The 23,741-nt window shown below is 58.3% G+C and carries 15 protein-coding genes; 13 read left to right on the top strand and 2 right to left on the bottom strand.

What is annotated here, in order from left to right; all coding sequences use genetic code 11:
- Positions 1-185: 185 nt before the first annotated feature.
- The 10 genes from ABIB60_RS15570 (at position 186) to ABIB60_RS15525 (ending at position 13,241) form a co-directional block, all read left to right on the top strand.
- Positions 186-3,632: a DUF4175 family protein gene (locus ABIB60_RS15570; RefSeq protein WP_354581162.1), complete on the top strand. Its 3,447-nt coding sequence runs from the start codon at positions 186-188 to the stop codon at positions 3,630-3,632.
- Between the two features lie 51 nt (positions 3,633-3,683).
- A complete protein-coding gene (locus tag ABIB60_RS15565) occupies positions 3,684-4,145 on the top strand; it encodes an ATP-binding protein (RefSeq protein ID WP_354581160.1) in 462 nt (153 codons plus the stop codon).
- 21 nt (positions 4,146-4,166) lie between these two features.
- Positions 4,167-4,652, top strand: coding sequence for an rRNA maturation RNase YbeY (gene ybeY, locus ABIB60_RS15560; protein ID WP_354581159.1), 486 nt, complete (start codon positions 4,167-4,169; stop codon positions 4,650-4,652).
- Positions 4,653-4,849: 197 nt separating this feature from the next.
- Positions 4,850-5,575: a GNAT family N-acetyltransferase gene (locus ABIB60_RS15555; RefSeq protein ID WP_354581157.1), complete on the top strand. Its 726-nt coding sequence runs from the start codon at positions 4,850-4,852 to the stop codon at positions 5,573-5,575.
- Between the two features lie 361 nt (positions 5,576-5,936).
- Entirely contained in the window at positions 5,937-7,802 is a 1,866-nt protein-coding gene (gene mnmG, locus ABIB60_RS15550; RefSeq protein WP_354581259.1) for a tRNA uridine-5-carboxymethylaminomethyl(34) synthesis enzyme MnmG, read from the top strand.
- A 9-nt stretch (positions 7,803-7,811) separates the two neighbouring features.
- On the top strand, positions 7,812-8,132 hold the full coding sequence (gene bamE / locus ABIB60_RS15545) for an outer membrane protein assembly factor BamE domain-containing protein (RefSeq protein ID WP_354581155.1): 321 nt from the start codon (positions 7,812-7,814) through the stop codon (positions 8,130-8,132).
- Positions 8,133-8,307: 175 nt separating this feature from the next.
- The gene (locus ABIB60_RS15540; RefSeq protein ID WP_354581153.1) at positions 8,308-9,210 is read left to right on the top strand and encodes a class I SAM-dependent methyltransferase; all 903 of its coding nucleotides are present in this window, start codon (positions 8,308-8,310) and stop codon (positions 9,208-9,210) included.
- Positions 9,211-9,445: 235 nt separating this feature from the next.
- Positions 9,446-11,077 carry an Ig-like domain-containing domain gene (locus ABIB60_RS15535; protein ID WP_354581152.1) on the top strand — a complete coding sequence of 544 codons (1,632 nt, stop codon included), beginning with the start codon at positions 9,446-9,448 and terminating at the stop codon, positions 11,075-11,077.
- A 1,129-nt stretch (positions 11,078-12,206) separates the two neighbouring features.
- Positions 12,207-12,698 carry a DUF4385 domain-containing protein gene (locus ABIB60_RS15530; protein ID WP_354581151.1) on the top strand — a complete coding sequence of 164 codons (492 nt, stop codon included), beginning with the start codon at positions 12,207-12,209 and terminating at the stop codon, positions 12,696-12,698.
- 60 nt (positions 12,699-12,758) lie between these two features.
- Entirely contained in the window at positions 12,759-13,241 is a 483-nt protein-coding gene (locus ABIB60_RS15525) for a hypothetical protein (protein WP_354581150.1), read from the top strand.
- 195 nt (positions 13,242-13,436) lie between these two features.
- On the opposite strand, the gene ABIB60_RS15520 is transcribed toward ABIB60_RS15525, so the two are convergent.
- Positions 13,437-14,843: an inorganic phosphate transporter gene (locus tag ABIB60_RS15520; RefSeq protein WP_354581149.1), complete on the bottom strand. Its 1,407-nt coding sequence runs from the start codon at positions 14,841-14,843 to the stop codon at positions 13,437-13,439.
- Positions 14,844-15,197: 354 nt separating this feature from the next.
- On the opposite strand from ABIB60_RS15520, the gene ABIB60_RS15515 reads away from it, so the two are divergent.
- Complete coding sequence (locus tag ABIB60_RS15515) at positions 15,198-16,718, top strand: glycine--tRNA ligase (protein ID WP_354581147.1); 1,521 nt, start codon at positions 15,198-15,200, stop codon at positions 16,716-16,718.
- An 86-nt stretch (positions 16,719-16,804) separates the two neighbouring features.
- Here ABIB60_RS15515 and ABIB60_RS15510 read toward each other — a convergent pair whose 3' ends face one another.
- Positions 16,805-17,203, bottom strand: coding sequence for a hypothetical protein (locus ABIB60_RS15510; RefSeq protein WP_354581146.1), 399 nt, complete (start codon positions 17,201-17,203; stop codon positions 16,805-16,807).
- Between the two features lie 237 nt (positions 17,204-17,440).
- Here ABIB60_RS15510 and ABIB60_RS15505 point away from each other — a divergent pair, with 237 nt between their 5' ends.
- Both ABIB60_RS15505 and ileS read left to right on the top strand, forming a co-directional pair.
- Complete coding sequence (locus ABIB60_RS15505; protein ID WP_354581144.1) at positions 17,441-19,879, top strand: efflux RND transporter permease subunit; 2,439 nt, start codon at positions 17,441-17,443, stop codon at positions 19,877-19,879.
- A 134-nt stretch (positions 19,880-20,013) separates the two neighbouring features.
- Positions 20,014-23,478 carry an isoleucine--tRNA ligase gene (gene ileS / locus ABIB60_RS15500; RefSeq protein ID WP_354581143.1) on the top strand — a complete coding sequence of 1,155 codons (3,465 nt, stop codon included), beginning with the start codon at positions 20,014-20,016 and terminating at the stop codon, positions 23,476-23,478.
- The last annotated feature ends 263 nt before the right edge of the window (positions 23,479-23,741 follow it).

The raw sequence follows: 23,741 nt of genomic DNA, 5'->3' as shown, positions 1-23,741 counted from the left end.
ACTAAATCCGCAGCGCGAAGCCTTTGCTTCGCGTTTGATCCGGTGCCATCGAAAACCACCTGAGACGCGCAACGAAGGTTTCGCGCTACGGCCTCCACGGCTCACCTTTGCCTGGCCGGGAACCACTTGCCCCGCCGCCGATGTAGCCTACGTGCAGCCGCCGGGCCGAAATCCGTATCTTTCCCATGCCCGGATTAGGCGGCACTCTTATGGTAGTGGAGAAAGACCCCGCAACAACTCGGGCCCTGGACGACGTACTGGCCCGCCTCGACGCGTTTAAGCGCAAGTTTTACCTGAGCCTGTTGGTGCGCGGCCTCGTGGTGGCCGGCGGCCTCGTGCTCAGCCTGTTTCTGGTATTCAACCTGCTGGAGTATTTCCTCTACCTGCCCACCTGGGTGCGGGCCGGGTTGCTGTTCGGGTTTGTGGGCGGCTTGCTTTACGCCTTCGGGCGCTGGATTTGGCAGCCCTTGGCGGCCCTCACTAACCTGCGCCGCATGCTTTCCGATGAGCAAGCGGCCAAGCGGGTAGGGGAGCTGTTTCCGGATGTACAGGATAAGCTGCTGAACGCTCTGCAACTGCGCGGGCAGGCCCAGGAAAACGCGTTGCTGGCCGCCAGCTTAGAGCAGCGCGCCGGGCAACTGCGCGGCGTGGAGTTCAGCCAGGGTATCAACATTCAGGCCCAGACCAAGCCGCTGTGGAAATACGTGGCCATACCCGCCGCCGTAGTGGTCCTGCTGCTGCTGGTGTACCCCAGTCTGTTCGTGCAGGGCACCGAGCGGATTCTGCACTACGACCGGAAGTACAGCCGGCCTGCTCCGTTCAAATTCGTAGTAGAGAACAAGCAGCTTACGGCTTTCAAGGGCGAAGATTTCACCCTGAACGTGACGGTGGAAGGAGAGGCCCTGCCCAACGAAATCAGCATTGAGTACGAGGGCAAGCAGCGCCGTTTGGTGCGCGAGGCCGCGGGCCGGTTCCGGTTTGATTTCCGCCAGCTGCGCCAGAGCGTGCCGTTTCAGTTGTCGGCAGCGGATTTTTCATCCTCCGAGTACAACCTGAGCGTAAAAGAGCGGCCCAACCTGCGCGACTTTGCCGTGCGGGTTTCCTATCCCGCTTACCTGGGCAAGCCCGCCGAAACCATCCGCAACACCGGCAACCTCACCGTGCCCGAGGGCTCCGACCTGTGCTGGGAGTTCCAGACCGAAGCCACCGACCAGCTCCAGCTCAAATTCCGCAACCCCGACGAAACCCTCACCGCCACGCCCGATGATGAGCAGTTCCTGCTCAGCCGCCGGGCCATGCGCAGCCAGCCCTACTCGGTGCAGCTCCGCAACGCCGTGAGCCCCAACCGGGACCCGATTGAGTACCAGATAACCGTTATTCCGGACCAAGCGCCGGAGGTGGCCTTGGAGAGCTTCCAGGATACTACTTCCCAGCGCTACTTGGCCCTGGGCGGCACCATTCGGGACGACTACGGCTTTTCCCGCCTGCAACTGCATTACCGGGTGCTGAACAAGGCGCGGCCCAACGCTGCTTACCAGGCTAAAGCCTTGTCCTTGGGCAATGGCCCCAGCCAGAGCTACGCCTACCAGTGGGACACCCGCGCCCTAAACCTGCGCCCCGGCGACCGGCTGGAGTACTTCGTGCAGGCCTGGGACAACGACGGCGTGCACGGTCCCAAAGCTGGCCGCAGCCGCACCGCCGAGTTCCGCCTGCCTAGCCGCGCCGAGCAGCGCCAGCAGCTGGCTTCTCAGAGCCAGGCCGTACAAAGCCAGCTCAGCCAGGCTGCCCAGCAAAGCAAGAAGATGGAGCGGGAGCTAGCCAAGGCCGAGGACAAGCTGAAGGTGAAGCGCGACCTGAACTTCCAGGACCGCAAGCAGCTCAAGGACATGCTCGACCAGAAGCAGCAGATGGACCAGGCCCTGGATGAGCTGAAGCGCCAGTTTGAGCAGCTCCAGGACCAGCAAAACCAGCTGGATCCGCAGAAGAACGAACAGCTGGCCGAGAAAGCCAAAGAGCTGCAGAAGCTGATGGAAACCCTGCTGGACCCCGAAACCAAGAAGCTCTACGAGGAACTGCAGAAGCTCCTGGACCAGCAGAAGGACCAGAACCAGCCCGATATGCAGAAGCTGCTGCAACAGCTGGAAAACAAGGAAAATACCCTGCAGAAAGAGCTGGAGCGCGCCCTCGAAATGTTCAAGCAGCTGCAGTTTGAGCAGAAGCAGGACCAAGCCCTGGAAAAGCTGCAGCAGCTGGCCCAGGAACAGCAAAAGCTGGCTGAGGAAACGCAGAAAAACGACAAGCAGAACCCCGATAATAAAGCCTCAAGCGACCAGCAAAAAGCCAAAAACGAGCAGCTCAAGCAGCAGCAGGCCGAGCAGCAACAGAAGTTTGACGAGCTGAAGCAGGACCTCAAGGATATGAAGGAGCTGGATAAGCAGCTCGACGACCAGAACGGGGCCGACGAGATGAAGCAGGACCAGCAGCAGGTGGACGAGCAGCAGCAGCAGAGCCAGGAGCAGCTGGGCAAAAACCAGAACCAGAAAGCCAGCCAAAGCCAGCAGCAAGCCGCTCAGAAGATGCAGCAGATGGCCCAGAAAATGCAGCAACAGCAGGAACAGGAAGAGTCGGACCAGCAGCAGCAGAACATCGACGACCTGCGCGACATCTTGGAAAACCTGCTCAAGCTCTCCTTCGACCAGGAAAACCTGATGAAGCAGTTCCGGCAGGTGGACCAGAGCGACCCGCGCTTCGTGCAGCTGGGCCAGACCCAGCGCAAGCTCAAGGATGACGCCCGCGTGGTGCAGGATTCGTTGTATGCTTTGGCCAAGCGCGTGTTCCAGATCAAGAGCTTCGTGACCCGGGAAGTGGGCGAGATGAACGGCCGCATGGACGAGAGCCTCGACCAGATTCGGCAGCGCAACGTGGGCCGGGCCACCAACTCCCAGCAACTGGCCATGACCAGCATGAACAACCTGGCCCTCATGCTCAACGACGCCCTCCAGCAAATGCAGCAGCAGCAGCGCGAAAGTCAGCAGCAACAACAGCAGGGCGGCGGCAAATCGGGCAAGAAAAAGAAGAAGGGCAGCAGCGCCGGCGAGGGCCAGATGGGCCGCATGCAGCAGCAGCTCAACCAGCAGATTCAGCAGCTGCAGCAAAGTGGTAAAACCGGCCGGGCCCTGAGTGAGGAGCTGGCCAAACTAGCTGGTCAGCAGCAAATGCTGCGCCAGGCCATGCAGGATTTGGAGCGTATGCAGCAGAAAGGCGGCGGCAAACCCGGCTCCAACAAAGACGGTAAAGGCCAGGACGGCGCCGGCGGCCTCGGCGACGTGAAAAAAATGATGGAACAAACCGAAACCGACCTCGTAAACAAGCGGCTGACGGAGCAAACTGTTATGCGCCAGCGCCAAATCCTCACTCGTTTGCTCGAAGCCGAGAAATCGGCCCGGGAGCGGGACCAGGAAGAGAAGCGCGAAGCACAGACGGCCCAAACCCGCCCCCCCGTGTTTCCGCCGGCGTTTCAGCAGTATAAACGCCAGCAAACCCGGCAAACGGAGTTGCTTCGGAGCGTACCGCCCACCCTCACTCCGTACTACCAACGGGAGGTGAGTGAATATTTTCAGAAAATGAAATAGCGTTCCGCTAATTTTACGCCCTTACCCGCTGCCCCCTCTCCTTTCCCCTTTATGAAGCAGGTCAAAATTCAGATTCCCTCCCTGGTTGAAAATATCCGCGTTGTAGAAAGCTTTATCGACAACTCCAAGGATACTTTTCACATTGACGACGACATTTACGGCAACATCATGGTGGCCGTAACCGAAGCCGTCAACAATGCCATCCGTCACGGCAACAAATTCGACAAGGACAAGAACGTGTTCCTGTCGCTGTTTGTGGAGCCCGACCGCGTGAAGTTTGAAATCGAAGACGAAGGCACGGGCTTCGACTACACCAACCTCTCGGACCCCACGGCCCCCGAAAACCTGGAAAACCCCGGTGGCCGCGGCATTTTCCTCATTCGCCATCTGGCCGATGAAGTGGAGTTTCAGAAGGACGGCCGCCACGTGCAGCTCACCTTCATGCTGCCCACTTCCTCGGCTACTGAGTCCGAAACCGAGCAGGCTTCCGCCGTCAGCGACTCGACTCACTAATTCTATTTCTAGTTTGCCAGCATGAGCGACCTGCCTACCGAGCACAACGAATTTGAAGACGAAGATGACTTCGGCCGTGAAAGCCACGGCATCGAATTCATTGTGGAAGAAGTGGAGTTTGAGCTGGCCGATGCGCAGGATTTAACTTCCTGGATTGAGCGCGTAGCCGAGGTGCACGAGCACGAAATCGTGCAGCTTACCTACATCTTCTGCTCCGACGAGTACCTGCACAAGGTAAACGTGGAGTACCTCGACCACGACACGTACACCGACGTCATCACCTTTGACAATGCCGACGACGCCGACATCATTGAGGGTGACATCTTCATTTCGGTGGAGCGAGTGCGCGAAAACGCCGTTATCCACGGCGTCACCTTCCGCGACGAGCTGCACCGCGTGATGATTCACGGTGTGCTGCACCTACTCGGCTACGCCGACAAAGACCTACTCAGCCAGACCGCCATGCGCAAGAAAGAGGACGACTGCCTGTTGCTGCGCACGTTCTAGGCTGCGCTACTCTAACACATAAAAACGCCCGCCATCTGGTGGGCTTTTTTGTTATTTGGTAGGTTGACAAACAAAGAACGTCATGCTGAGCGCAGTCGAAGCATCTCTTCCTCTGGCCAATTCAATCGTACAGACGAAGCAGTAGAGATGCTGCTACAAGCTCAGTATGACGTTCTTTGTACCCCGACTATTCCGCTATGTCAGTTACTCCTACCCAACACCCAATTTTGCGGGGCGATGCGCTGGATTATTACTTAGCCCAGGGCTATTACCGCATGCAGCAGGACCTGTTCACCTGTCGCTTCCTGCCCGTTGATGGGGAGCTGTACACGGTGCATTGGCTGCGCTTGGTGTTGCCGCAGGTGCAGCTTGGGGCCGAGCAGCGCCGGTTGCTGCGCCTCAATGAGCGGTTTGCGGTGCGCATCCGCCCGTTTCAGCTGCTGCCGGAGTACGAGGAGCTCTATGCCCGCTACCGGGCTTCCATTACCTTCGATGCCCCGCCCACTATTGAGTCGTTTTTGCTGGCCGGGGCGGAGCACAACGTATTTACTACCGGCGTAATTGAGGTGCGAGATGGAGAGCAGCTCATTGCGGCCGGCATTTTTGATAGTGGCTTACGCACCCTGGCCGGCATCATGAATTTCTACGACCCCTCGTACCGCCGCCACAGCCTGGGCAAATACCTGATGCTGCTGAAGCTGCAATATGCCCAGCACCAGCAGATGTTCTATTACTACCCCGGCTACCTAGTTCACGGCTACCCCAAATTCGACTACAAGCTGTTTGCCGACCGGCAAGCCACGGAGGTGTTCGACTGCACAACGGGGCTGTGGACGCCGTTTTCCTGGGACGCCGTAACCCGACAGTCGGCGCAGCTGCTGGCTTCCTACCCCGAGGATGATGCTGAGGCTGCTGATGCGTAATAGGGTAGCTGCCCACAAAAACACCGTGAAGTGCGTATCTTTGCGCACGTTTTGAGCGTGTTGCGTCCGGCTTTCTGCAGTTGATTTCCTGAGAAGTGCCCGCCCACATGCGGGCGTTTTCTGTTTAGCTGCAGCCTTAGCACCGGTTGAACAACGAAGTAGCGCGAACCGAAGGCCGACGTAGTCAAGCCTTTGCTTCGCGTGTGGTTGAACGACTACCGGGCTGAATGTTGTTCACTTTAGAATCCCCACACAGCCCAGTGCGGCCAGAAGCGAAGCAAAAGCTTGACTACGTCGACCTTTGGTTCGCGCTACAACCCGCCAGAATCCGTGTAATCCGAAAAATTCGTCTAAATCCGTGATGCAGCAAGAAGAGTACGATGTCATTGTAGTAGGAGCCGGGCACGCTGGCTGCGAAGCCGCCGCCGCGGCCGCCAATATGGGTTCTAAGGTCCTGCTCATCACGATGAACATGAACACCATTGCCCAGATGTCGTGCAACCCGGCCATGGGCGGCGTGGCCAAAGGGCAGATTGTGCGGGAGGTGGACGCGCTGGGCGGCCAGTCGGGCATCATTACCGACAAAACCATGATTCAGTTCCGGATGCTGAACCGCTCCAAAGGCCCCGCTATGTGGAGCCCCCGGGCGCAGTCGGACCGCATGCGGTTTGCCGAGGAGTGGCGCCTGACGCTGGAGCAAACCCTGAACGTGGATTTCTGGCAGGAAGCCGTAACCGGCATCTTGGTGGAAAACGACACGGTGGTGGGCGTAAAAACCCAGCTCGGCATTGAGTTTCGGGGCAAGTCGGTGGTACTCACCAACGGCACCTTCCTCAACGGCCTCATTCACATCGGCGAGAAGCAATTTGGCGGGGGCCGCGCCGCCGAAAGCCGCAGCACCGGCATCACCGAGCAGCTGAAGGAGCTGGGCTTTGAGGCTGGCCGCATGAAAACCGGCACTCCGCCCCGCGTGGACGGCCGCAGCCTCGACTACAGCAAAATGGAGGAGCAGCCCGGCGACGAGGTGCCCAGCAAATTCTCGTATCTAGACACGCCCGCGCTGGTGAAGCAGCGCCCCTGCTACATCACCTACACCAACTCGGAGGTGCACGAAATCCTGAAAGAGGGCTTCGAAAAGTCGCCCATGTTCCAGGGCCGCATCAAAGGCCTGGGGCCGCGCTATTGCCCTTCGGTGGAGGACAAAATCAACCGCTTCGCCGACAAGGACCGCCACCAGATTTTTGTGGAACCTGAGGGTTGGAGCACGGTGGAAGTGTACGTAAACGGATTTTCGAGCAGCCTGCCCGAGGATGTACAATACCGCGCCCTGCGCAAAATTGCCGGCTTCGAAAACGCCAAGATGTTCCGCCCCGGCTACGCCATCGAGTACGACTTCTTCCCGCCCACCCAGCTGCAGCTCACGCTGGAAACCAAGCGCATCCAGAACCTGTACTTCGCGGGCCAGATCAACGGCACCACGGGCTACGAGGAGGCCGCCTGCCAGGGCCTGATGGCCGGCATCAACGCTCACAATAAGGTCCACGGCAAAGAGCCCTTCATCCTGAAGCGGAGCGAAGCCTACATCGGCGTGCTCATCGACGACCTGGTAAACAAAGGCACCGATGAGCCCTACCGCATGTTCACGAGCCGGGCCGAGCACCGCCTATTGCTGCGCCAGGACAACGCCGACCTGCGCCTGACCCCGCTAGGCTATGCTCTGGGCCTGGCCTCGGAGGAGCGCATGGAACTGGTGCGCGAGAAGGAGCAGCAGACCCAGGAAGTAGCCAAGCTGCTGAAGAACTTCGGCATCGAGCCCCAGGAAATCAACGGTTGGCTCACGGAAATTGGCTCGGCCGTTATCAGCGAAAAAACCCGCGCCGTAAACCTGCTGCGCCGTCCCGGCATTGATTTGCCGGCGCTGGCGCGGGTACTGCCCGGCCTCACCCTAGCCCTGGCTCCGTACCGCCCCGATGCGCTAGAGCAGGCCGAAATTCTGGTGAAGTACGAGGCCTACCTGGAGAAGGAGCACCAGCAGGCCGCCCGCGTGCAGGAGCTGGAAAACTTCGTGATTCAGGGCCGCCTCGACTACACCGCCATGCCAGCCCTCTCGCACGAAGCCCGCGAGAAACTGCTCAAGATTCAGCCCGAAACTCTGGGCCAGGCCTCCCGCATCAGCGGCGTAAGCCCCGCCGACGTGTCGGTGCTGATGGTGTATCTGGGGCGGTAAGCAAGAGTAATGAAAAAGATTGCACTCGGTATTTGGTGTCTGATACTGGTTTTCGTGGTTTATGGCAATTATGATGCTCATTGGAGTCCGCAAGCGCGACAGGGATACCAGAATCAGCAAAACATAAAGCGCGTGGCGAAGGGAATGTCCGAAGTTGAGGTTGTCGCAATAATGGGCAAACCTGACCGGATCAACCGCATAGAATCAGTGCCGCAATCGACTCATTACGCTTACCAAATGCCCCCAGGTTCATCTGAGTATTGCGACGTAAACTTTGACTCTTCAGGTCGGGTTGATTGGGCTCATTGTACTGCCAATGAACCTCAGTAAGCCAACCGCTACACAAGTTTTCAGTCTGTCATCACCTGACAGTTTAGTGGCCAAACCGGCCGCAGAACCCCGACGGTTTTGCGGCCGGTTTGGTTTCGTACTTTCGTGGTGCGCGTTGTGGGTGTAGTCTGGCTGCTGCTACAATCCGCGTCATCCAATTAATCAGCGAGTATCTGTGATTTACGAGCGACTTGAGAAGTGCCCGGTGTGCGGCAAAACCGAATTCCGCAACAAGCTGGTGGTGGAGGATAAATCGGTGAGCAAGGAAAGCTTCGCTATTCAGCAGTGCGTGGCCTGCTCGTTCCAGTTCACCAACCCCCGCCCCGACGAAGCCCATATCGGCCGCTACTACGAGTCGGAGGAGTACGTGTCGCACAACAGTGGGGCAGGGGGGATGATCAACCAAGCTTATAAGGTGGCCCGGTTTTTTACCATGCGCCGCAAGGTGGCTCTGCTGAATAAGCGCACCAAAAAGGGCCGCCTACTGGATTACGGCTGTGGCACGGGGCACTTTCTGGCCGCCGCCAAAAGTAACGGCTGGCAGGTGGCCGGCTGGGAGCCCAACGCCCGCGCCCGGGAAGAGGCCAGCCAGCGGGTAGGTCAGCCCATTGGGGTGGAAAGCCTGGTGCAGTTTCAGCCGGCCAGCTTTGACGCCATTACCCTCTGGCATGTGCTGGAACACGTTCATACCCTGAACGAAACCCTGCAGCAGCTCATCCGCCTGTTGAAGCCCGACGGCATCCTGATGATTGCCGTGCCTAACGTAGATAGCCTCGACGCCCAGCATTACCGCCAGGATTGGGCCGCCTATGATGTACCGCGCCACCTCTACCACTTCACCCCCAAAACCCTGACGCAACTGCTCAAAAAGCACAAAATGCAGGTGGAGGAGGTGTTGCCCATGCCCCTGGATGCTTACTACGTGAGTATGCTCAGCGAAAAACACCGGGCCGAGCGGGGCGGCGGAATGCTCACGGTGCTGAAAGCCGGCTACAAATCCAACCAGTACGCCGCCCAGCACGAGGGCCAGTACAGCAGCCTGATTTACGTGGCTCATAAGCGGCCGGCGGCAGGGTAGGAGGGAGGCTACCGCTCTGCTACTGAAAAAGTTTCTGCTACTGAAAAAGTTATCATTCCGGGTGAAGCAGCAAAGCCGAAGGCTACCGCAGGGTACTTCCGGCTTTGCTGCTTCACCCGGAATGACAGGTTTAGGCCCTTGCCGCGTTACACCGCGTACCTTCGGATTTCGGAAGCGCCGGTTGGGCTGCTGCCGAAACCGGCTTTTCGTCCTTCTTACACCTGCCTGCTTCGCAATGCCCCCATTTGCTTTTGCCCGCGCCTCCGTGTTTTTGTTGTTTGCCGCTGCGGCGGGGCTGAGCGGGTGCGCGGCCATCAGCTCGCCGGAAGGTGGCGTTCGGGATACTATTCCGCCCAAACTCACCCGCAGCGTGCCCGCCAACGGCACCCGCAACTACCAGGGCCAGACGGTGCGGCTGGAGTTTTCGGAGCAGGTACAGCTGAAGGATCTGGCCAAAAACCTGATTGTGGCCCCCATCATCGGCGACGATAATCCTTACAAAATCCGGGAGGAGCGCACGGCCATTACCCTCACCTACGAGAAGCCCCTCAAGGCCAACACCACCTATTCCTTCAACTTCGGCAACTCCATCAGCGACATTACCGAGAGCAACCCGGCGGCCCAGGCCATCGTCAGCTTCAGTACCGGCCCCGATTTGGACTCCGCCTCGGTGCGCGGCACGGTGCAGGCCGTGCTCAGCCAGCAGCCCGTGGAAAATGCCGTGGTGCTGCTCTACCCCGAGGCCGATACCTCCACCGTGCAGCGGGGCCGCCCTACTTACCTGGCCCGGACCGATAAGGCCGGCCGGTTTGAGCTGAATTACCTGAAGGCTGCCCGCTACCGTGCCTACGCGTTGCTCGATAAAAACCAGAACAACCGCTATGAGGAGCCCGAGCAGATTGCCTACTTGCCCGACCTGCTCACGGTGAATGGCCGCACCGATTCAGTGCGCTTCCTGCTCACCCGCCCCGACACCCGCCGGCCCCTGGTTACCACCCAGAAAACCAGCCCTACCGATTTCCGGGTGAGCTACAATGAGGGCGTGCAGCAGCTCTCGCTGGCCCCGCTGGGAGCAGCAACAGCCCCGGCCGGCCTCAACGACGCCCTGCAGCTCACCGAAAAAGGCCGCACCGCCATTCTCTACCGTACCCCCCAGCTGCAGGAAGGCCGCTTCCTGCTCACGGCCACCGACAGCGCCGGCAATACCGGCCGCGACACTATTGCCGTGCGCTTCCAGGGCAACCCGCCCACTAAGCGGGCCATTGCTTACACCGTAGAAGGCAGCCCCAAGGAAGTGTACCGCCAGGGCCAGGTGAAGTTTGTGTTCACTGAGCCGGTGGTGCTCACCCCTGGCAAACCCATTGGCACGCTGCTGGAAGACTCCTTGAAACGCCGGCCCCTGCAGGTTCCCGCCGATGGGCAGCTCAGCCCCGACCGCTCTACGTTGAGCATTAACCTGAGCACCACGGCCCGCAAAACCGTTACCCTGCTGCTGGATAGTGCCGTGGTCCGCAGCATCACGGGGCAGTCGTTGGGCCTGAAACCGTTGCGCCTGCGGGTAACCGAGCAAACGAGTACCGGCACACTCAGCGGCCCCATCCAAACCACGGCCAAGCGTTTCTGGGTGCAGTTGCTGGACGCTGCCGGCAACATTCAGTTCGAGCTTGACAGCCCCAAAGGCAGCTACCGCTTCGATAACCTGCAGCCCGGCACCTACCGTATCCGCATCCTCATCGACGCCAACCAGGACGGACGCTGGCAGGGCGGCGACCCGCAGCTGCGCCGGCCTGCTGAGCCCGTATTCCTCTTCCCCAAAACCATACAGGTGCGCTCCAACTTCGATAACGTAGAAACCCTGAGCTTTTAGCCCGCCGCCTGCCCCAACCGTTGCCCCGCCCAATTTCGTCTTGCCGGAGTTGGGCGGGTTTATTTTTAGCCGGCTTGGGGTTAGGCATTGAACCCTGTTGGCCCCTCCTCTTGCAGAATAGTCAACTTGGTTGGCGGGCAAGTCCGTAAAGTGCAACTCTGGGCTATATAGGGGCGGGGCGTTTTAGATATCCACATAGCAAAACCCGCGTGGCTCTTTGCTAGCAGCGTTTCCACTGTTTCGAAAACGGCAATCCACAGCACTTATCCACCTCAAAACCGCTAACTGGCGTAACCTGTGGATAATAGTGGGGAAACCTGGGGATAACTCGTGGAGAAGTTGCGGAAAAGTATTTTTGGATGGATAGCCCTTGCTGACACCCTCTTGGGTATGTACAAAAGCTGTGGATAGGAGTGGATAACTATCCCCCGAAAATCTAACAATCCACACACCCTTGTGGATGTGAATTGTGGATTACTAGTAGGGCTGTGTGAATAGTTAAAAACTTATCTAACTATTTGAATTTCAGAAAAATAATATCCACATACCCTGTTGGTAGACGGTGGATAACCCAACTCTTGTACACATGTTACCCACGCCGTGGATAACCCTCATTTTTTATCCACTTATAAACAGCCCTAACGACAGGGATAAAAAGAGATTTTTAAATAAAAAGATTTTTAAAAGTTATTAACCTGTGGAAAAGCGGGCCGAGCCCTTACCCATCCTAAAGTGACCTGAGCCACTTGAAGCAGAGGTAAGCCTGCAGCAGTTGGCGCTTCCAATTCAGAGCTGCACTGAAATTCAACGGCGCAGTGCGCCCGTCGCAGGCCGGTAAGAGAAGTGCTCATCATCGGGCACCGCGTGGCAAAACGTAGCCGTGCTTGGGTGCATCCAGGTGCCGGAGCCTGACCTGTTAATGCGGGTATCATATTCTGGCCCCACAACGGCCGGTATCAGGGCACTGATTGAGAAAGTGGATAACGTTGTGTGTATATGTGAATAACTACTTGGTTATCCACGGTTTACTGTGAATTGCCGTAGCTTTTGCCGAGGTGCAATAGCGCGAACAAACAGCCATCTTGCTCCAGGAGGCGTATAGTACTCCGCCACTCGCCCTGCCCCTCTCATGCCCTTCGATTACACCCTCGATTTCCATACTACGGACTTCCGCCAGCATCCGGAACTGTACCGGGTAGGTAAGGGTGAGCAGGGCGTGCTACTGGTAGAGCCCTATAAAAGCGAGATTCTGCCCTTCTGGCGCTTCCGGACACCGGAGGTAGCCCAGGAGTCGTCGGGGAAGATTTATGCGCTGTTTGAGGCCTATTTGCAGCAGCACGACTTCGTGGGTGCCGATATGGCCCGCAAATTTTTGCAGATGGGCTTTACCAGGGCCCGGCGCTACGCCAACCACAAGGGAGGCAAAAAGTACGACGGCCCCGTGCCCGACGACAAAAAAGGGCAGAGTGGCAGCCACGGCCGGGCAGAGTTGCCCCGCACGCCCGAAGACCCCGAAAAGGCGGAGGCCGCCGCCATTTTTAAACGCTGCTGGGATGAGGCCAAGCAACATCCCGAGTACCTGCGGCAACGGGCCGAATTTGAGGCCCAGTACGGAAAGTAACTTTCCAGACATCTACCTTTACTTTTCCAGAACTACTACCCCCTTCACCCCACATCGGCTATGCAGAACCCAGCCCAACCATCCAGCACCGAAGAAAATGAAATCAGCCTCGGCGTAGGCATGGGGCCCTTGAAGTTTGGCGCCTCCATGGACGAGGTACGCGCCCTGATGGGAGAGCCCGAGGAAATTGAGGAATCAGAGGACGACGACGAATTTGAGCACCAGGCCTGGAACTACTTGGAAGAAGGCTACTCCCTGTACTTCGACCGGGAAGATGACTACCGCCTGAGCTGCATCGAAACCGACCACCCCGGTATTCGCCTCTACGGGGAAGCCATTCACGGCAAGAGCCCCCGGGAAATTCAGGACCTGATGAAGCGCCATGGCCACGAGCAAAGCGAAGTGGAGAAAATGGACACCGGCGAGATGCGCATCTCCTACGAGAAGGAAATGATTGACCTCTACTTCGATGAGGATGAGCTACAGTTCGTCAACTTCGGCGTGTTTATCAACGACGACTTGGAAGTGCAGTGGCCCGCATAATGTATAGTTATCCACAAAATCAGGAGTTTTGCCTGTTGATAAGTGGATAACGTGCTAAGTGTCGGGGGTTTTCAACAGTCTTTCCCAACCTGGGAGGCATTGCTAGCCCCGCTAGCACCCCGCTGAGAATCAGCTTATCAACAAAAAAGCCGCTCCGATACCGGGGCGGCTTTTTTGTGTGTTTTCAAGAGCAGCTTACGAAGGCATGATAGTGCGGAGCAGCAAAAACAGCCCCCCCGCCAGCACCATCGTAACCGGCAGCGTGAGTACCCAGGCCAGGGCAATGTTGCGTACCATCTGGGGGTTCAGGTTCTTGATGCCCCGGTTGGCCACCATACTACCCGCAATAGCCGACGACAGCACGTGCGTGGTAGAAGAAGGCAGCCCGAACTGGGTGGTAGCCCCAATCATAACGGCAGCAACCAGCTCCGAGGATGCGCCCTGGGCGTAGGTCAGGTGTTCCTTGCCAATTCGCTCCCCAATGGTTTTCACAATGCGCTGCCAGCCAATCATGGTCCCGATGCCCAGGGAAAGGGCCACCATCAGGGAAACCTGCCAGGGCGCATAGTCGGTGAAGGTGCGCATTTCGGCAATGCTGTCTTCGTACACTTTGCGGTCGGCGGAGCTGAGGGGCAGCTTTTCGCTGGCCGTGAGTTTTTTGGCGCGGTTGTACAGCAGCAGAATGCTTTTCCGGATTTCGAAGCGGGCCTGCTCTGGCAGCTGCTTCACGTCGGTTTTGCCGGCAAAAATCTGGTCCAGGGAATTGGTCTGGGTGCGTACTTCGGCCAGCAGTTTCCGGTCGGCCTCACCCAGCTCAGCGGCGTTGATTTTGCCCATCACCTGCTCCACGCGGGTCAGGGAGTCGCGCATGTCCAGGGGGTTGAGCTTGGAGTTTAGGGCGAAGTGCACCGGAACGATGCCAATTAGAATCAGCATAATCAAGCCCACGCCCTTCTGCCCGTCGTTGGAGCCGTGAAAGTAGCTCACCAAAGTACAGGTGGCAATCAGAATCAGGCGAATCCAGATGGGTGGGGGCTTGCGCTTGTGGGGCTCCTTAAAGATGGCCTTATTCTTCACGAAGCGGCGCAGCAGAAACATCAGTACAATGGTAAGCGAGAAGCCGAACAGCGGGCTTACCAAAAGCGCCAACCCGGTTTCGCCAGCCTTGCCCCAGTTTACGGCCGAGCCGCCCGAGCCTGGCAGCAACGAGAAGGCAATGCCTACGCCCAGAATGGACCCAATAAGGGCGTGCGAGGAAGAGGAAGGCAGCCCGTAGTACCAGGTGCCCACGTTCCAGATGATGGCCGCCACAATGAGGGCGCCCACCATGGCAATGCCGTGGTACACGTTCTGATCCACGAGGCTTTCCACGGGCAGCAGGTACACAATGCTCATGGCCACGCCAATACCACCGGCAATTACACCCACGAAGTTCCAGAACGCCGACCAGATAACGGCCACCCAGGGCCGCAGCGAGTTGGTGTAGATAACCGTAGCCACGGCGTTGGCCGTGTCGTGGAAGCCGTTTACAAATTCAAACGCGCAGGCTGCTACCAAACAGGCAATCAGCAGCAACAGCACATGAGGCTCTAAGCCAAACATAAAGGGGAGGTTGGTGAGAATTCAGATTTCGGCAACCAAAGGTACTGCCGCCCTAAGGGGGCACAAGATTATGAAATTGTTACCGCACTGGCCGGCTGCCGTGCCGGTTGAGCCGCTAAACGCAGGCCACCGACATTGGTTGAGGTGCCCGTGTTCGGGGCTAGTAAATAGCTGATAAGCAGCTGGTCATGGCTATTTCTGCAACCCCGGCTAGGCTACAAGCGTGGGCTTTAGCTACTTTTGTTCCGATTCAGAAGTGAGCGGGGAGAAGGGAAACGGCATCTAGGGCCGAAGTACTTGCAAACTGATTCAGTTCTCCCCGCTCACTTCTTGCCTCTCACTTCCCTACATAGCATGAGCAAACCCGCGCAACCCGCCGCCAATACTACTGAAGGCACCCTGGCCGAAATCGTGTCGCACGCCAAGGAATACGGCTTCGTGTTCCCCTCCTCCGAAATCTACGACGGCCTGGCTGCCGTGTACGACTACGGCCCCAACGGCGTGGAGCTCAAGAACAACCTGAAGCAGCTGTGGTGGAAAGCCATGACCCAGCTCAACCAGAATGTGGTGGGCATCGATGCGGCCATCTTCATGCACCCCACCACCTGGAAAGCCTCCGGCCACGTCGATGGCTTCTCGGACCCCATGATTGACAACCTCGACAGCAAGAAGCGCTACCGCGCCGACGTGCTGCTGGAGGATAAAGCTGCCGAGTACGAGAAGAACGGCGAGCTGGCCCGGGCCGAAACCCTGCTGACCGAAATGGGCCGCCTGCTCACGGCCGAGGATCTGGCCGGCGTCAAGCAGCTCATCATCGACGAGAAAATTCTGTGCCCGATTAGCAAGACCGGCAACTGGACCGATGTGCGCCAGTTCAACCTGATGTTCTCGACCCAGATGGGCGCCGTGGCCGAGGGCTCCAACGAAATCTACCTGCGCCCCGAAACGGCCCAGGGTATCTTCGTGAACTTCCTGAATGTGCAAAAGTCGGCGCGGCAGAAGGTGCCGTTTGGCATTGCCCAGATCGGTAAGGCCTTCCGCAACGAGATTGTAGCCCGCCAGTTCATCTTCCGCATGCGGGAGTTTGAGCAGATGGAAATGCAATTCTTCGTGCGCCCTGGCACCGAGGGCGAGTGGTACCAGCACTGGAAAGCCGCCCGCCGCCGGTGGCACGAGGTGCTGGGCCTGCCCGCCGACAAGCTCCGCTTCCATGACCATGAGAAGCTGGCCCACTACGCCAAGGCCGCCGTGGATATCGAGTACGAGTTCCCCTTCGGCTTCAAGGAAATTGAGGGCATCCACTCCCGCTCCGACTTCGACCTGACCCAGCACCAGCAGTACAGCCGCAAAAAGCAGAACTACTTCGACAACGACCTCAACCCCGAAACCGGCAAGCCCTACGGCAACTACGTGCCCTACGTGGTAGAAACCTCAGTAGGCGCTGACCGCCTGTTCTTGGCCACGCTCTGCCAAGCGTATCAGGAGGAAACCATTGTGGAAGGCGAAGGCGAGGAGCAGAAAACTAAAACTCGCAAGCTGCTGCGCCTGCACCCAGCCGTGGCCCCAGTGAAAGCCGCCATCTTCCCGCTGGTGAAAAAGGACGGCCTGCCCGAAAAGGCCAACGAAATCTACAACAGCCTACGCCACGACTTCCGCCTGGTAGTGGAGGAGAAGGATAGCATTGGTACGCGCTACACCCGCCAGGACCTCATCGGCACGCCCTTCTGCATTGCCGTCGACCACCAGACCCTGGAGGATAACACCGTTACCATCCGCCACCGCGACTCCCGCGAGCAAACCCGCATGCCCATCTCGGAGCTGCGCGGCTACATTGGGGAGGCCGTGAGCCTCTCGCGCATTTTCGAGAATCTGTAAGGCTGCGGTAGTAGTGAAAAACAGAACGGCCGCCGGAGCAATCCGGCGGCCGTTTTTTGTATCGGGCAGGTGTGTGAAAGGGCGGGCTAGTTTTCGCTCAACCACTGGGTGGCGTCGCGGCGGGAGGTGAAGTAGTTGAACTCCACGCGGGCCGGGGGCAGGGTAGTGGTGGCAATGGAATTGCCAATCTGGTACTGGTACTGCCCCTCCGACACGACGGCGGCAATAAATAGCGGGCGGTGAGGCTGGTCGGCCAACACATCGGTCAGGGGGCCGAGTAACTCGTCGGCTTCATCCGTAGGGGGAGCATTGCGCTTCAGGTCCAGCAGCAGCTTGCCCACGTTCTGGGCCAGCATTTCCTCCAGGGCGCGGTGGTAGGCCTGGCCAAACGATACCGACAGGCGGGTGGCATTGTAGCTCAGGTGCAGGGTTTCGGAAACCGGATTATACGTGAGGGACGCGTCCGGGGAATTGTACAAGGTCATGGCAAAGGGAAAACAACAAGCGGAGCGCGGAATAATTCAATTATCATCGTGCGCAACGCCTTGTAATGAGGATGATTACGTAGAATAAGGCATAAATTGTTCCCTATATTCTGAACAATATATGAGTTTTCCTAACTGCCTCGTTGTACACCGCTTTTAGCCCGATAAAGGTTTACTTGCTGACGCTCACCGCGTAGCTGCCGGGGGTTGCGTACCTTTGCTGCATTTTAGCAGCGTATGTGGAGGAACCTCGCCTTATTCGTCATTAAGAACCGCCGCCTACTCGTTGGGCTGCTGGCCGTTATAACGGTGTTTATGGCCTGGGAAGCCCGCAAAATCGAAATGACCTACGATTTTGCCCAGGTGGTTTCGCCCGACGACCCGGACATGGTGTACTTCCAGCGCTTCAAACGCAAGTTTGGCGAGGATGGCAACGTGCTGGTGCTGGGCATGCAGGACAGCTCGGTGTACCAGCTGGGCAACTTCAATGAGCTGCGCATGCTCACCGATACGCTCAGCAAGGTAGAGGGCGTAAACGGGGTGTTGGGCGTCACGCGCCTGCCGCGGCTGGTAAAGGATACGGCCACTCAAACCTTCCGGGCCGAGCCCATTTTCCGCCGTTTCCCCAGCAGCCAGGTGGAGCTGGACTCCCTGATGCGGGTGGTAAACTCCCAGGAGTTCTACAAAGGTCAGCTGATTTCGCCCACCACCGGGGCCACGCTGCTGGCCCTCACCATGGACCCCAAGTACCTGAACTCCAGCCGGCGCGAGGCCGTGATGCAGGAAATTCTGGGTCACGCCGAGCGGTTTCAGCAGAAGACGGGCATCAAGATGCACTACGCCGGCCTGCCCTACGTGCGGGCTACCATGACCACCAAGGTAGCCGCCGAAATGAAGCTGTTCGTGGCCCTCACCATCGTGATGATGGCCCTCACGCTGCTCATGTTCTTCCGCACGTGGTCGGCGGTGGTGTTTCCGCTGCTCATTGTGCTCATTGTGGTTATCTGGTGTATCGGCTCGATGGTGCTGATGGGCTACAAAATCAACCTGCTTACCGGGTTAATTCCGAGTATCATCATCGTCATTGGTATTCCGAACTGCACCTACCTGCTCAGCCGCTACCACTACGACTACCGCAAATCCGGCAACCAAGTGCTGGCCATGGCCCGGGTGGTGCGCAAAATCGGGCTGGTGACGCTCATGAACAACACTACCACGGCCATCGGTTTTGTGGTGTTCTGCTTCACCAATATTGCCATTCTGTTCCAGTTTGGGGCGGTGGCCACCATCAACATCTTTGTGGCCTTTGCGGTGTCGTTTATTCTGATGCCCATTGTGTTCACCATTCTGCCCCCGCCCACGCCCAAGCAGCTGGAACACCTGGAGGCCAAGCCGCTGATGAAGCTGCTGGAGTTCTTCGATTACGTGGTGCTGGAGCGGCGGCGTACGGTGTACCTCACGGCCTTGGCGCTGGTGGTGCTGGCCTCGTTCGGGGTGAGTAAGGTGCGCTCCGTGAGCTACATGGTGGATGATTTGCCCAAGGACTCGTCGGTAAATTCCGATCTGAAGTTCTTCGAGCAGCACTTCAATGGCGTAATGCCCCTGGAGCTGGTGGTAGACACCGGCAAGGAAAAAGGCCTGCTGAAACTGAAAAATCTGGAGCGCATCGACCGCCTCGAAAACTTCCTGCGCACCCAGCCGGTGCTCACGACGCCCGTCAGCGTAGTCACCTTTCTGAAAGCCTCCACCCAAGCCTTCTACAACGGTAGCCCCGAGTTTTACCGCCTGCCCGATAAGTCGGAATCCAACTACGTATTCAACTACCTGGCCCGTTCCCAGAACACCAAGGGCTCGGAAGGCCAGCTTACCAGCAAGCTGCTGCGCTCCTTCACCGACAGCACCATGCGGGAGGCCCGGATTTCGCTGAAAATTGCTGACATCGGCTCCCACAACCTCGATACCCTGCTCAACAACCGCATTCAGCCCGAAATTGACCGGATTTTCAAGGGTACGGGCATGGAAGTGAAGAAAACCGGCACCACCATCATCTTCACCAAGGGCAACGAGTACCTGATTGGCACGCTCAAATCCAGTCTGCTGCACGCTTTTTTGTTGGTCGGCGTGGTCGTGCTGATTCTATTCCGCAGCATTCGGGCGGTGTTCTTTACCCTGCTGCCTAACTTCTTTACGCTGCTGCTCACGGGCGGCATTATGGGTTACTTCGGCATCCCGCTCAAGCCCAGCACGGCCCTTATTTTCAGCATTGCCTTGGGTATTGATGGCGACAACTCTATTCACCTGCTGGCCAAGTTCCGGCAGGAAATGGCCGCCAACGGCCGCCGCGTGAAGGCCGCCATCAGCACTACCCTCAGCGAGGCCGGTACCAGCATGATTTACACCAGTATTGTGCTGTTTTTGGGCTTTTCGGTGTTTGCCTTCTCGGAGTTTGGCGGTACCAAGGCCCTAGGCCTGCTCATGTCGGCCAGCTTGCTGATTACCAATTTCTCCAACCTGATTCTGCTGCCCTGCCTGCTGGTTACCTTCGAGCATGGCAAGGACGAGGACGTTATCGACCAGACCGGTATCCGGCACTACGACGACAACTACCACGAGGAAGACGACGACCTGGAACTGAACCTCAACCGTATGCAGGTGCAGCCCCGCCAGAACGGTTAAAATCACTTACACTACCGTCATGCTGAGCTTGTCGAAGCATCTCTACTGCTTCGTTGGATTACTACTGCAATGAAGCGGTAGAGATACTTCGGCAAGCTCAGCATGACGTTCTGCTACAACGACCCTCCCAACAAATGAACTACCCCGAATACAAGCAGCCGCTCAACTACGGCCAGGTTGGTACTGATATCCTGGCGTGGTGGAAACAGAAGGGCATTTTTGAGAAAAGCGTGAGCACCCGCGAGGGGCAGCCCACCTTTGTGTTCTACGAGGGCCCGCCCTCGGCCAACGGTGCCCCCGGCATTCACCACGTAATGGCCCGGACGGTGAAGGATATCTTCTGCCGCTACCAGACCTTATTGGGCAAGCAGGTGAACCGCAAAGGCGGCTGGGACACCCACGGCCTGCCCATTGAGCTGCAGGTAGAAAAGGAGCTGGGCATCACGAAGGAGGATATCGGCAAAAAAATCAGCATTGAGGAGTACAACCAGCGCTGCCGCGAAACCGTGATGCGCTTCAAAGCCCAGTGGGACGACCTCACCGAGAAAATGGGCTATTGGGTGGACCTCGACGACCCATACATCACCTTCGAGCCCGAGTACATCGAGAGCTGCTGGGCCCTGCTCAAGAAGCTCTACGACAAGGGCCTGCTCTATAAAGGCTACACCATCCAGCCTTACTCGCCGGCGGCCGGCACCGGTTTGTCGTCGCACGAGCTGAACCAGCCCGGTACCTACCGGGACGTGAAGGACACGACTATCGTGGCCCAGTTCAAGGTGCAGCGCAATGAGGCGTCGGAGAAGCTGTTCAGCGCGTCTGAGGACGTGCCGACGTACATTCTAGCCTGGACGACCACGCCCTGGACGCTGCCCGCCAACACGGCGCTGGCCGTGGGCAAGGGCATTGCCTACGTGCTGGTGCGCACCTTCAACCCCTACACCGGCGCCCCCATTCGGGTGGTGCTGGCCGAGGCGTTGCTGGGCAAATACTTCTCCGAGAAAGGCAAAGACGCTTCGCTGGACGACTTCAAAGCCGGCGACAAAGTGCTGCCCTGGCGTATCGAAAACACGTTCAAAGGCGCCGACCTTGTAGGTATCCGCTACGAGCGGCTGTTTGGGCAGGACAAAGGCTATCCGGCGTTTGAGGGCGAGGAAAACGCCTTCCGCGTTATCAACGGCGACTTCGTAACCACCGAAGACGGTACCGGCATCGTGCACATTTCGCCCACGTTTGGCGCCGACGACTTCCGGGCCGCCCAACTGGCCGGCGTGCCCGCCCTGCTGGTTGCCGACGACGAAGACAAGCTGGGCCCGGTGGTAGACCGCACCGGCCGCTACGTGGCGCAGATGGGCGAATTTGGCGGCCGCTGGGTGAAAAACTACGACGGCCACGACCAGAGCGGCGCCGACTACAAAACCCTCGACGAAAGCATTGCCATCCGCATGAAAGGCGACGGCATGGCCTTCAAAGTGGAGAAGTACGAGCACACCTATCCGCACTGCTGGCGCACCGATAAGCCCGTACTGTACTACCCCCTCGACTCCTGGTTTATCAAAACCACGGCGGTAAAGGACCGGCTCATCGAGCTCAATAAAACCATCAACTGGCAGCCCGAAAGCACCGGCACCGGCCGCTTCGGCAACTGGCTGGAAAACCTGGTAGACTGGAACCTGAGCCGCTCGCGCTACTGGGGTACGCCTCTGCCCATCTGGCGCACCCAGGACGGCTCGGAGGAAATATGCATCGGCTCGATTGAGCAACTCAGTGCGGAGATTGATAAAGCCGTTGCTGCTGAAATTATGACCCATAATCCTTACCAGCAGGTAGATGGCAAATGGGTAATGGCCGGTAATTCTTCAGAGCCAACAACCAACAACCAACAACCAACAACCAAAATCAACCTGCACCGCCCCTACGTGGACGACGTGTTCCTCGTGTCGCCCAGCGGCCAGCCCATGTACCGCGAAACCGACCTCATTGACGTGTGGTTTGACAGCGGCGCTATGCCCTACGCCCAGTGGCACTATCCGCTGGAAAACAAGGCGCAGTTCGAGAAGAACTTCCCCGCTGATTTTATTGCCGAAGGCGTGGACCAGACCCGTGGTTGGTTCTTCACCCTGCACGCCCTGGCGGTGATGCTAGAGGACTCAGTGGCCTACAAGAACGTGATGGCCAACGGCCTGGTGCTGGACAAGAACGGCAACAAGATGAGCAAGCGCCTCGGCAACGCCATCGACCCGTTTGCGACCATCAACCAGTTCGGCCCCGATGCTACGCGCTGGTACATGATTGCCAACGCCCAGCCCTGGGACAACCTGAAATTCGACCTGAACGGCATCACGGAGGTGCAGCGCCGCTTCTTCGGCACGCTCTTCAACACCTACTCGTTCTACGCCCTCTATGCCAACCTCGACGGCTTCCAGGCCCGGGAGTTTGACCGGGTGCCCTATGCCGAGCTGAGCGAGCTGGACCGCTGGATTCTGAGCAAGCTACAATCGTTGATTCAGGAAGTGCGCGGCTATTATGATGGCTACGACCCCACGAAAGCCGCCCGCGCCATCCAGGATTTCGTAACCGATCAGCTCTCCAACTGGCACGTGCGCCTCTCGCGCCGCCGTTTCTGGAAGGGCGAGCTGACCGCCGACAAGCGCGCCGCCTATGAGACCCTGCAGGAGTGCCTGGTTGTCGTGGCCCAGCTCATGGCTCCCATCGCGCCCTTCTTCGCGGAGTGGCTCTACAAGAACATGACTGACGGCATGCGTGCCGAAGCGGTGGAGAAAAACACGCCGCTGGCCCCCGAATCAGTGCACTTGACGCTGCTCGTAGAAGCCGACGAAACCCGCATTGACAAGGCGCTGGAGGAGCGGATGGAATTGGCCCAGCGCATTTCTTCGCTCACCCACTCACTCCGCAAGAAGTCAGTGCTGAAGGTGCGCCAGCCGTTGCAGCGCATTTTGGTGCCGGTGTTCAACGACACTACCCGCGAGCAGGTGGGCAAGGTAGAGGACCTGATCTGCGCCGAGGTGAACGTGAAGCACGTGGAGTTCCTCGACGATACCAGCGGCGTGCTGGTGAAGTCGGTGAAGCCCAACTTTAAGCGCCTGGGCCAGCAGTACGGAGCCAAGCTGAAAGCCGTGGGGGCTCGCATCCAGCAAATGAGCGCCGAGGAAATCAGCACCCTCGAAAAAACCGGTCAGCTGGCCGTGGAAATCGACGGCGAGGCCTACACCCTGGCCCCCGACGACGTGGAAATCCGCACCCAGGACCTACCCGGCTGGCTGGTGGCCACCGACGGCCCCCTCACCGTGGCCCTCGACGTGACCCTGACCGACGAGCTGCGCCAGGAAGGCGTGGCCCGCGAGCTGGTGAACCGCCTCCAGAACCTGCGCAAAGACAGCGGCCTGGAAGTGCAGGACAAAATCCGCGTGATTTTGGGCCAGCAGCCCGAACTGGAAGCCGCCGTGCAGTCGTTTGGTAGCTATATCCGGGAAGAAGTTCAGGCCCTGACCCTGGATTTTGCCCCGGAAATCAGCGGCGGTTCGGTGCTCGAATTCGACGAGTTTTCCGTGCCCGTATTGCTGAACGTGGCAACTGCCTAAGCCTCAGGAGCCAACCGCCGCCCCAGAAACGGCGGTTGGCACACCGGCGCACAAAGCGTTTCGGCGGGCCACAAATTCAGCTTAAAAGGGCATAAAACACCCTCCGAAACATATACCAACGGTGTCGAAGCCGGATTTCGCCCTTACGCAGCGAAGTCCAAAAATCTTCGTCACTTTGTGCTACGAGAGGGGAGAGGTACCGCTCCTGACACCGTGTCAGGCCCGAAGTCTCACTTCTCACTTCTTGCCTCTCACCTCACAAC

Source organism: Hymenobacter sp. UYP22 (assembly GCF_040547285.1).
Lineage (GTDB): Bacteria > Bacteroidota > Bacteroidia > Cytophagales > Hymenobacteraceae > Hymenobacter.
This window is presented reverse-complemented; position numbering and strand designations above follow the sequence as displayed.

Coding starts and splice junctions, on each gene's coding strand:
- mnmG (WP_354581259.1), top strand. CDS start 5,937: ATGCAGCAAGAAGAGTACGATGTCATTGTAGTAGGAGCCGGGCACGCT.
- bamE (WP_354581155.1), top strand. CDS start 7,812: ATGAAAAAGATTGCACTCGGTATTTGGTGTCTGATACTGGTTTTCGTG.
- ABIB60_RS15530 (WP_354581151.1), top strand. CDS start 12,207: ATGCCCTTCGATTACACCCTCGATTTCCATACTACGGACTTCCGCCAG.
- ABIB60_RS15520 (WP_354581149.1), bottom strand. CDS start 14,843: ATGTTTGGCTTAGAGCCTCATGTGCTGTTGCTGCTGATTGCCTGTTTG.
- ABIB60_RS15555 (WP_354581157.1), top strand. CDS start 4,850: ATGTCAGTTACTCCTACCCAACACCCAATTTTGCGGGGCGATGCGCTG.
- ileS (WP_354581143.1), top strand. CDS start 20,014: ATGAACTACCCCGAATACAAGCAGCCGCTCAACTACGGCCAGGTTGGT.
- ABIB60_RS15565 (WP_354581160.1), top strand. CDS start 3,684: ATGAAGCAGGTCAAAATTCAGATTCCCTCCCTGGTTGAAAATATCCGC.
- ABIB60_RS15515 (WP_354581147.1), top strand. CDS start 15,198: ATGAGCAAACCCGCGCAACCCGCCGCCAATACTACTGAAGGCACCCTG.
- ABIB60_RS15525 (WP_354581150.1), top strand. CDS start 12,759: ATGCAGAACCCAGCCCAACCATCCAGCACCGAAGAAAATGAAATCAGC.
- ABIB60_RS15510 (WP_354581146.1), bottom strand. CDS start 17,203: ATGACCTTGTACAATTCCCCGGACGCGTCCCTCACGTATAATCCGGTT.
- ABIB60_RS15505 (WP_354581144.1), top strand. CDS start 17,441: ATGTGGAGGAACCTCGCCTTATTCGTCATTAAGAACCGCCGCCTACTC.
- ABIB60_RS15535 (WP_354581152.1), top strand. CDS start 9,446: ATGCCCCCATTTGCTTTTGCCCGCGCCTCCGTGTTTTTGTTGTTTGCC.
- ybeY (WP_354581159.1), top strand. CDS start 4,167: ATGAGCGACCTGCCTACCGAGCACAACGAATTTGAAGACGAAGATGAC.
- ABIB60_RS15570 (WP_354581162.1), top strand. CDS start 186: ATGCCCGGATTAGGCGGCACTCTTATGGTAGTGGAGAAAGACCCCGCA.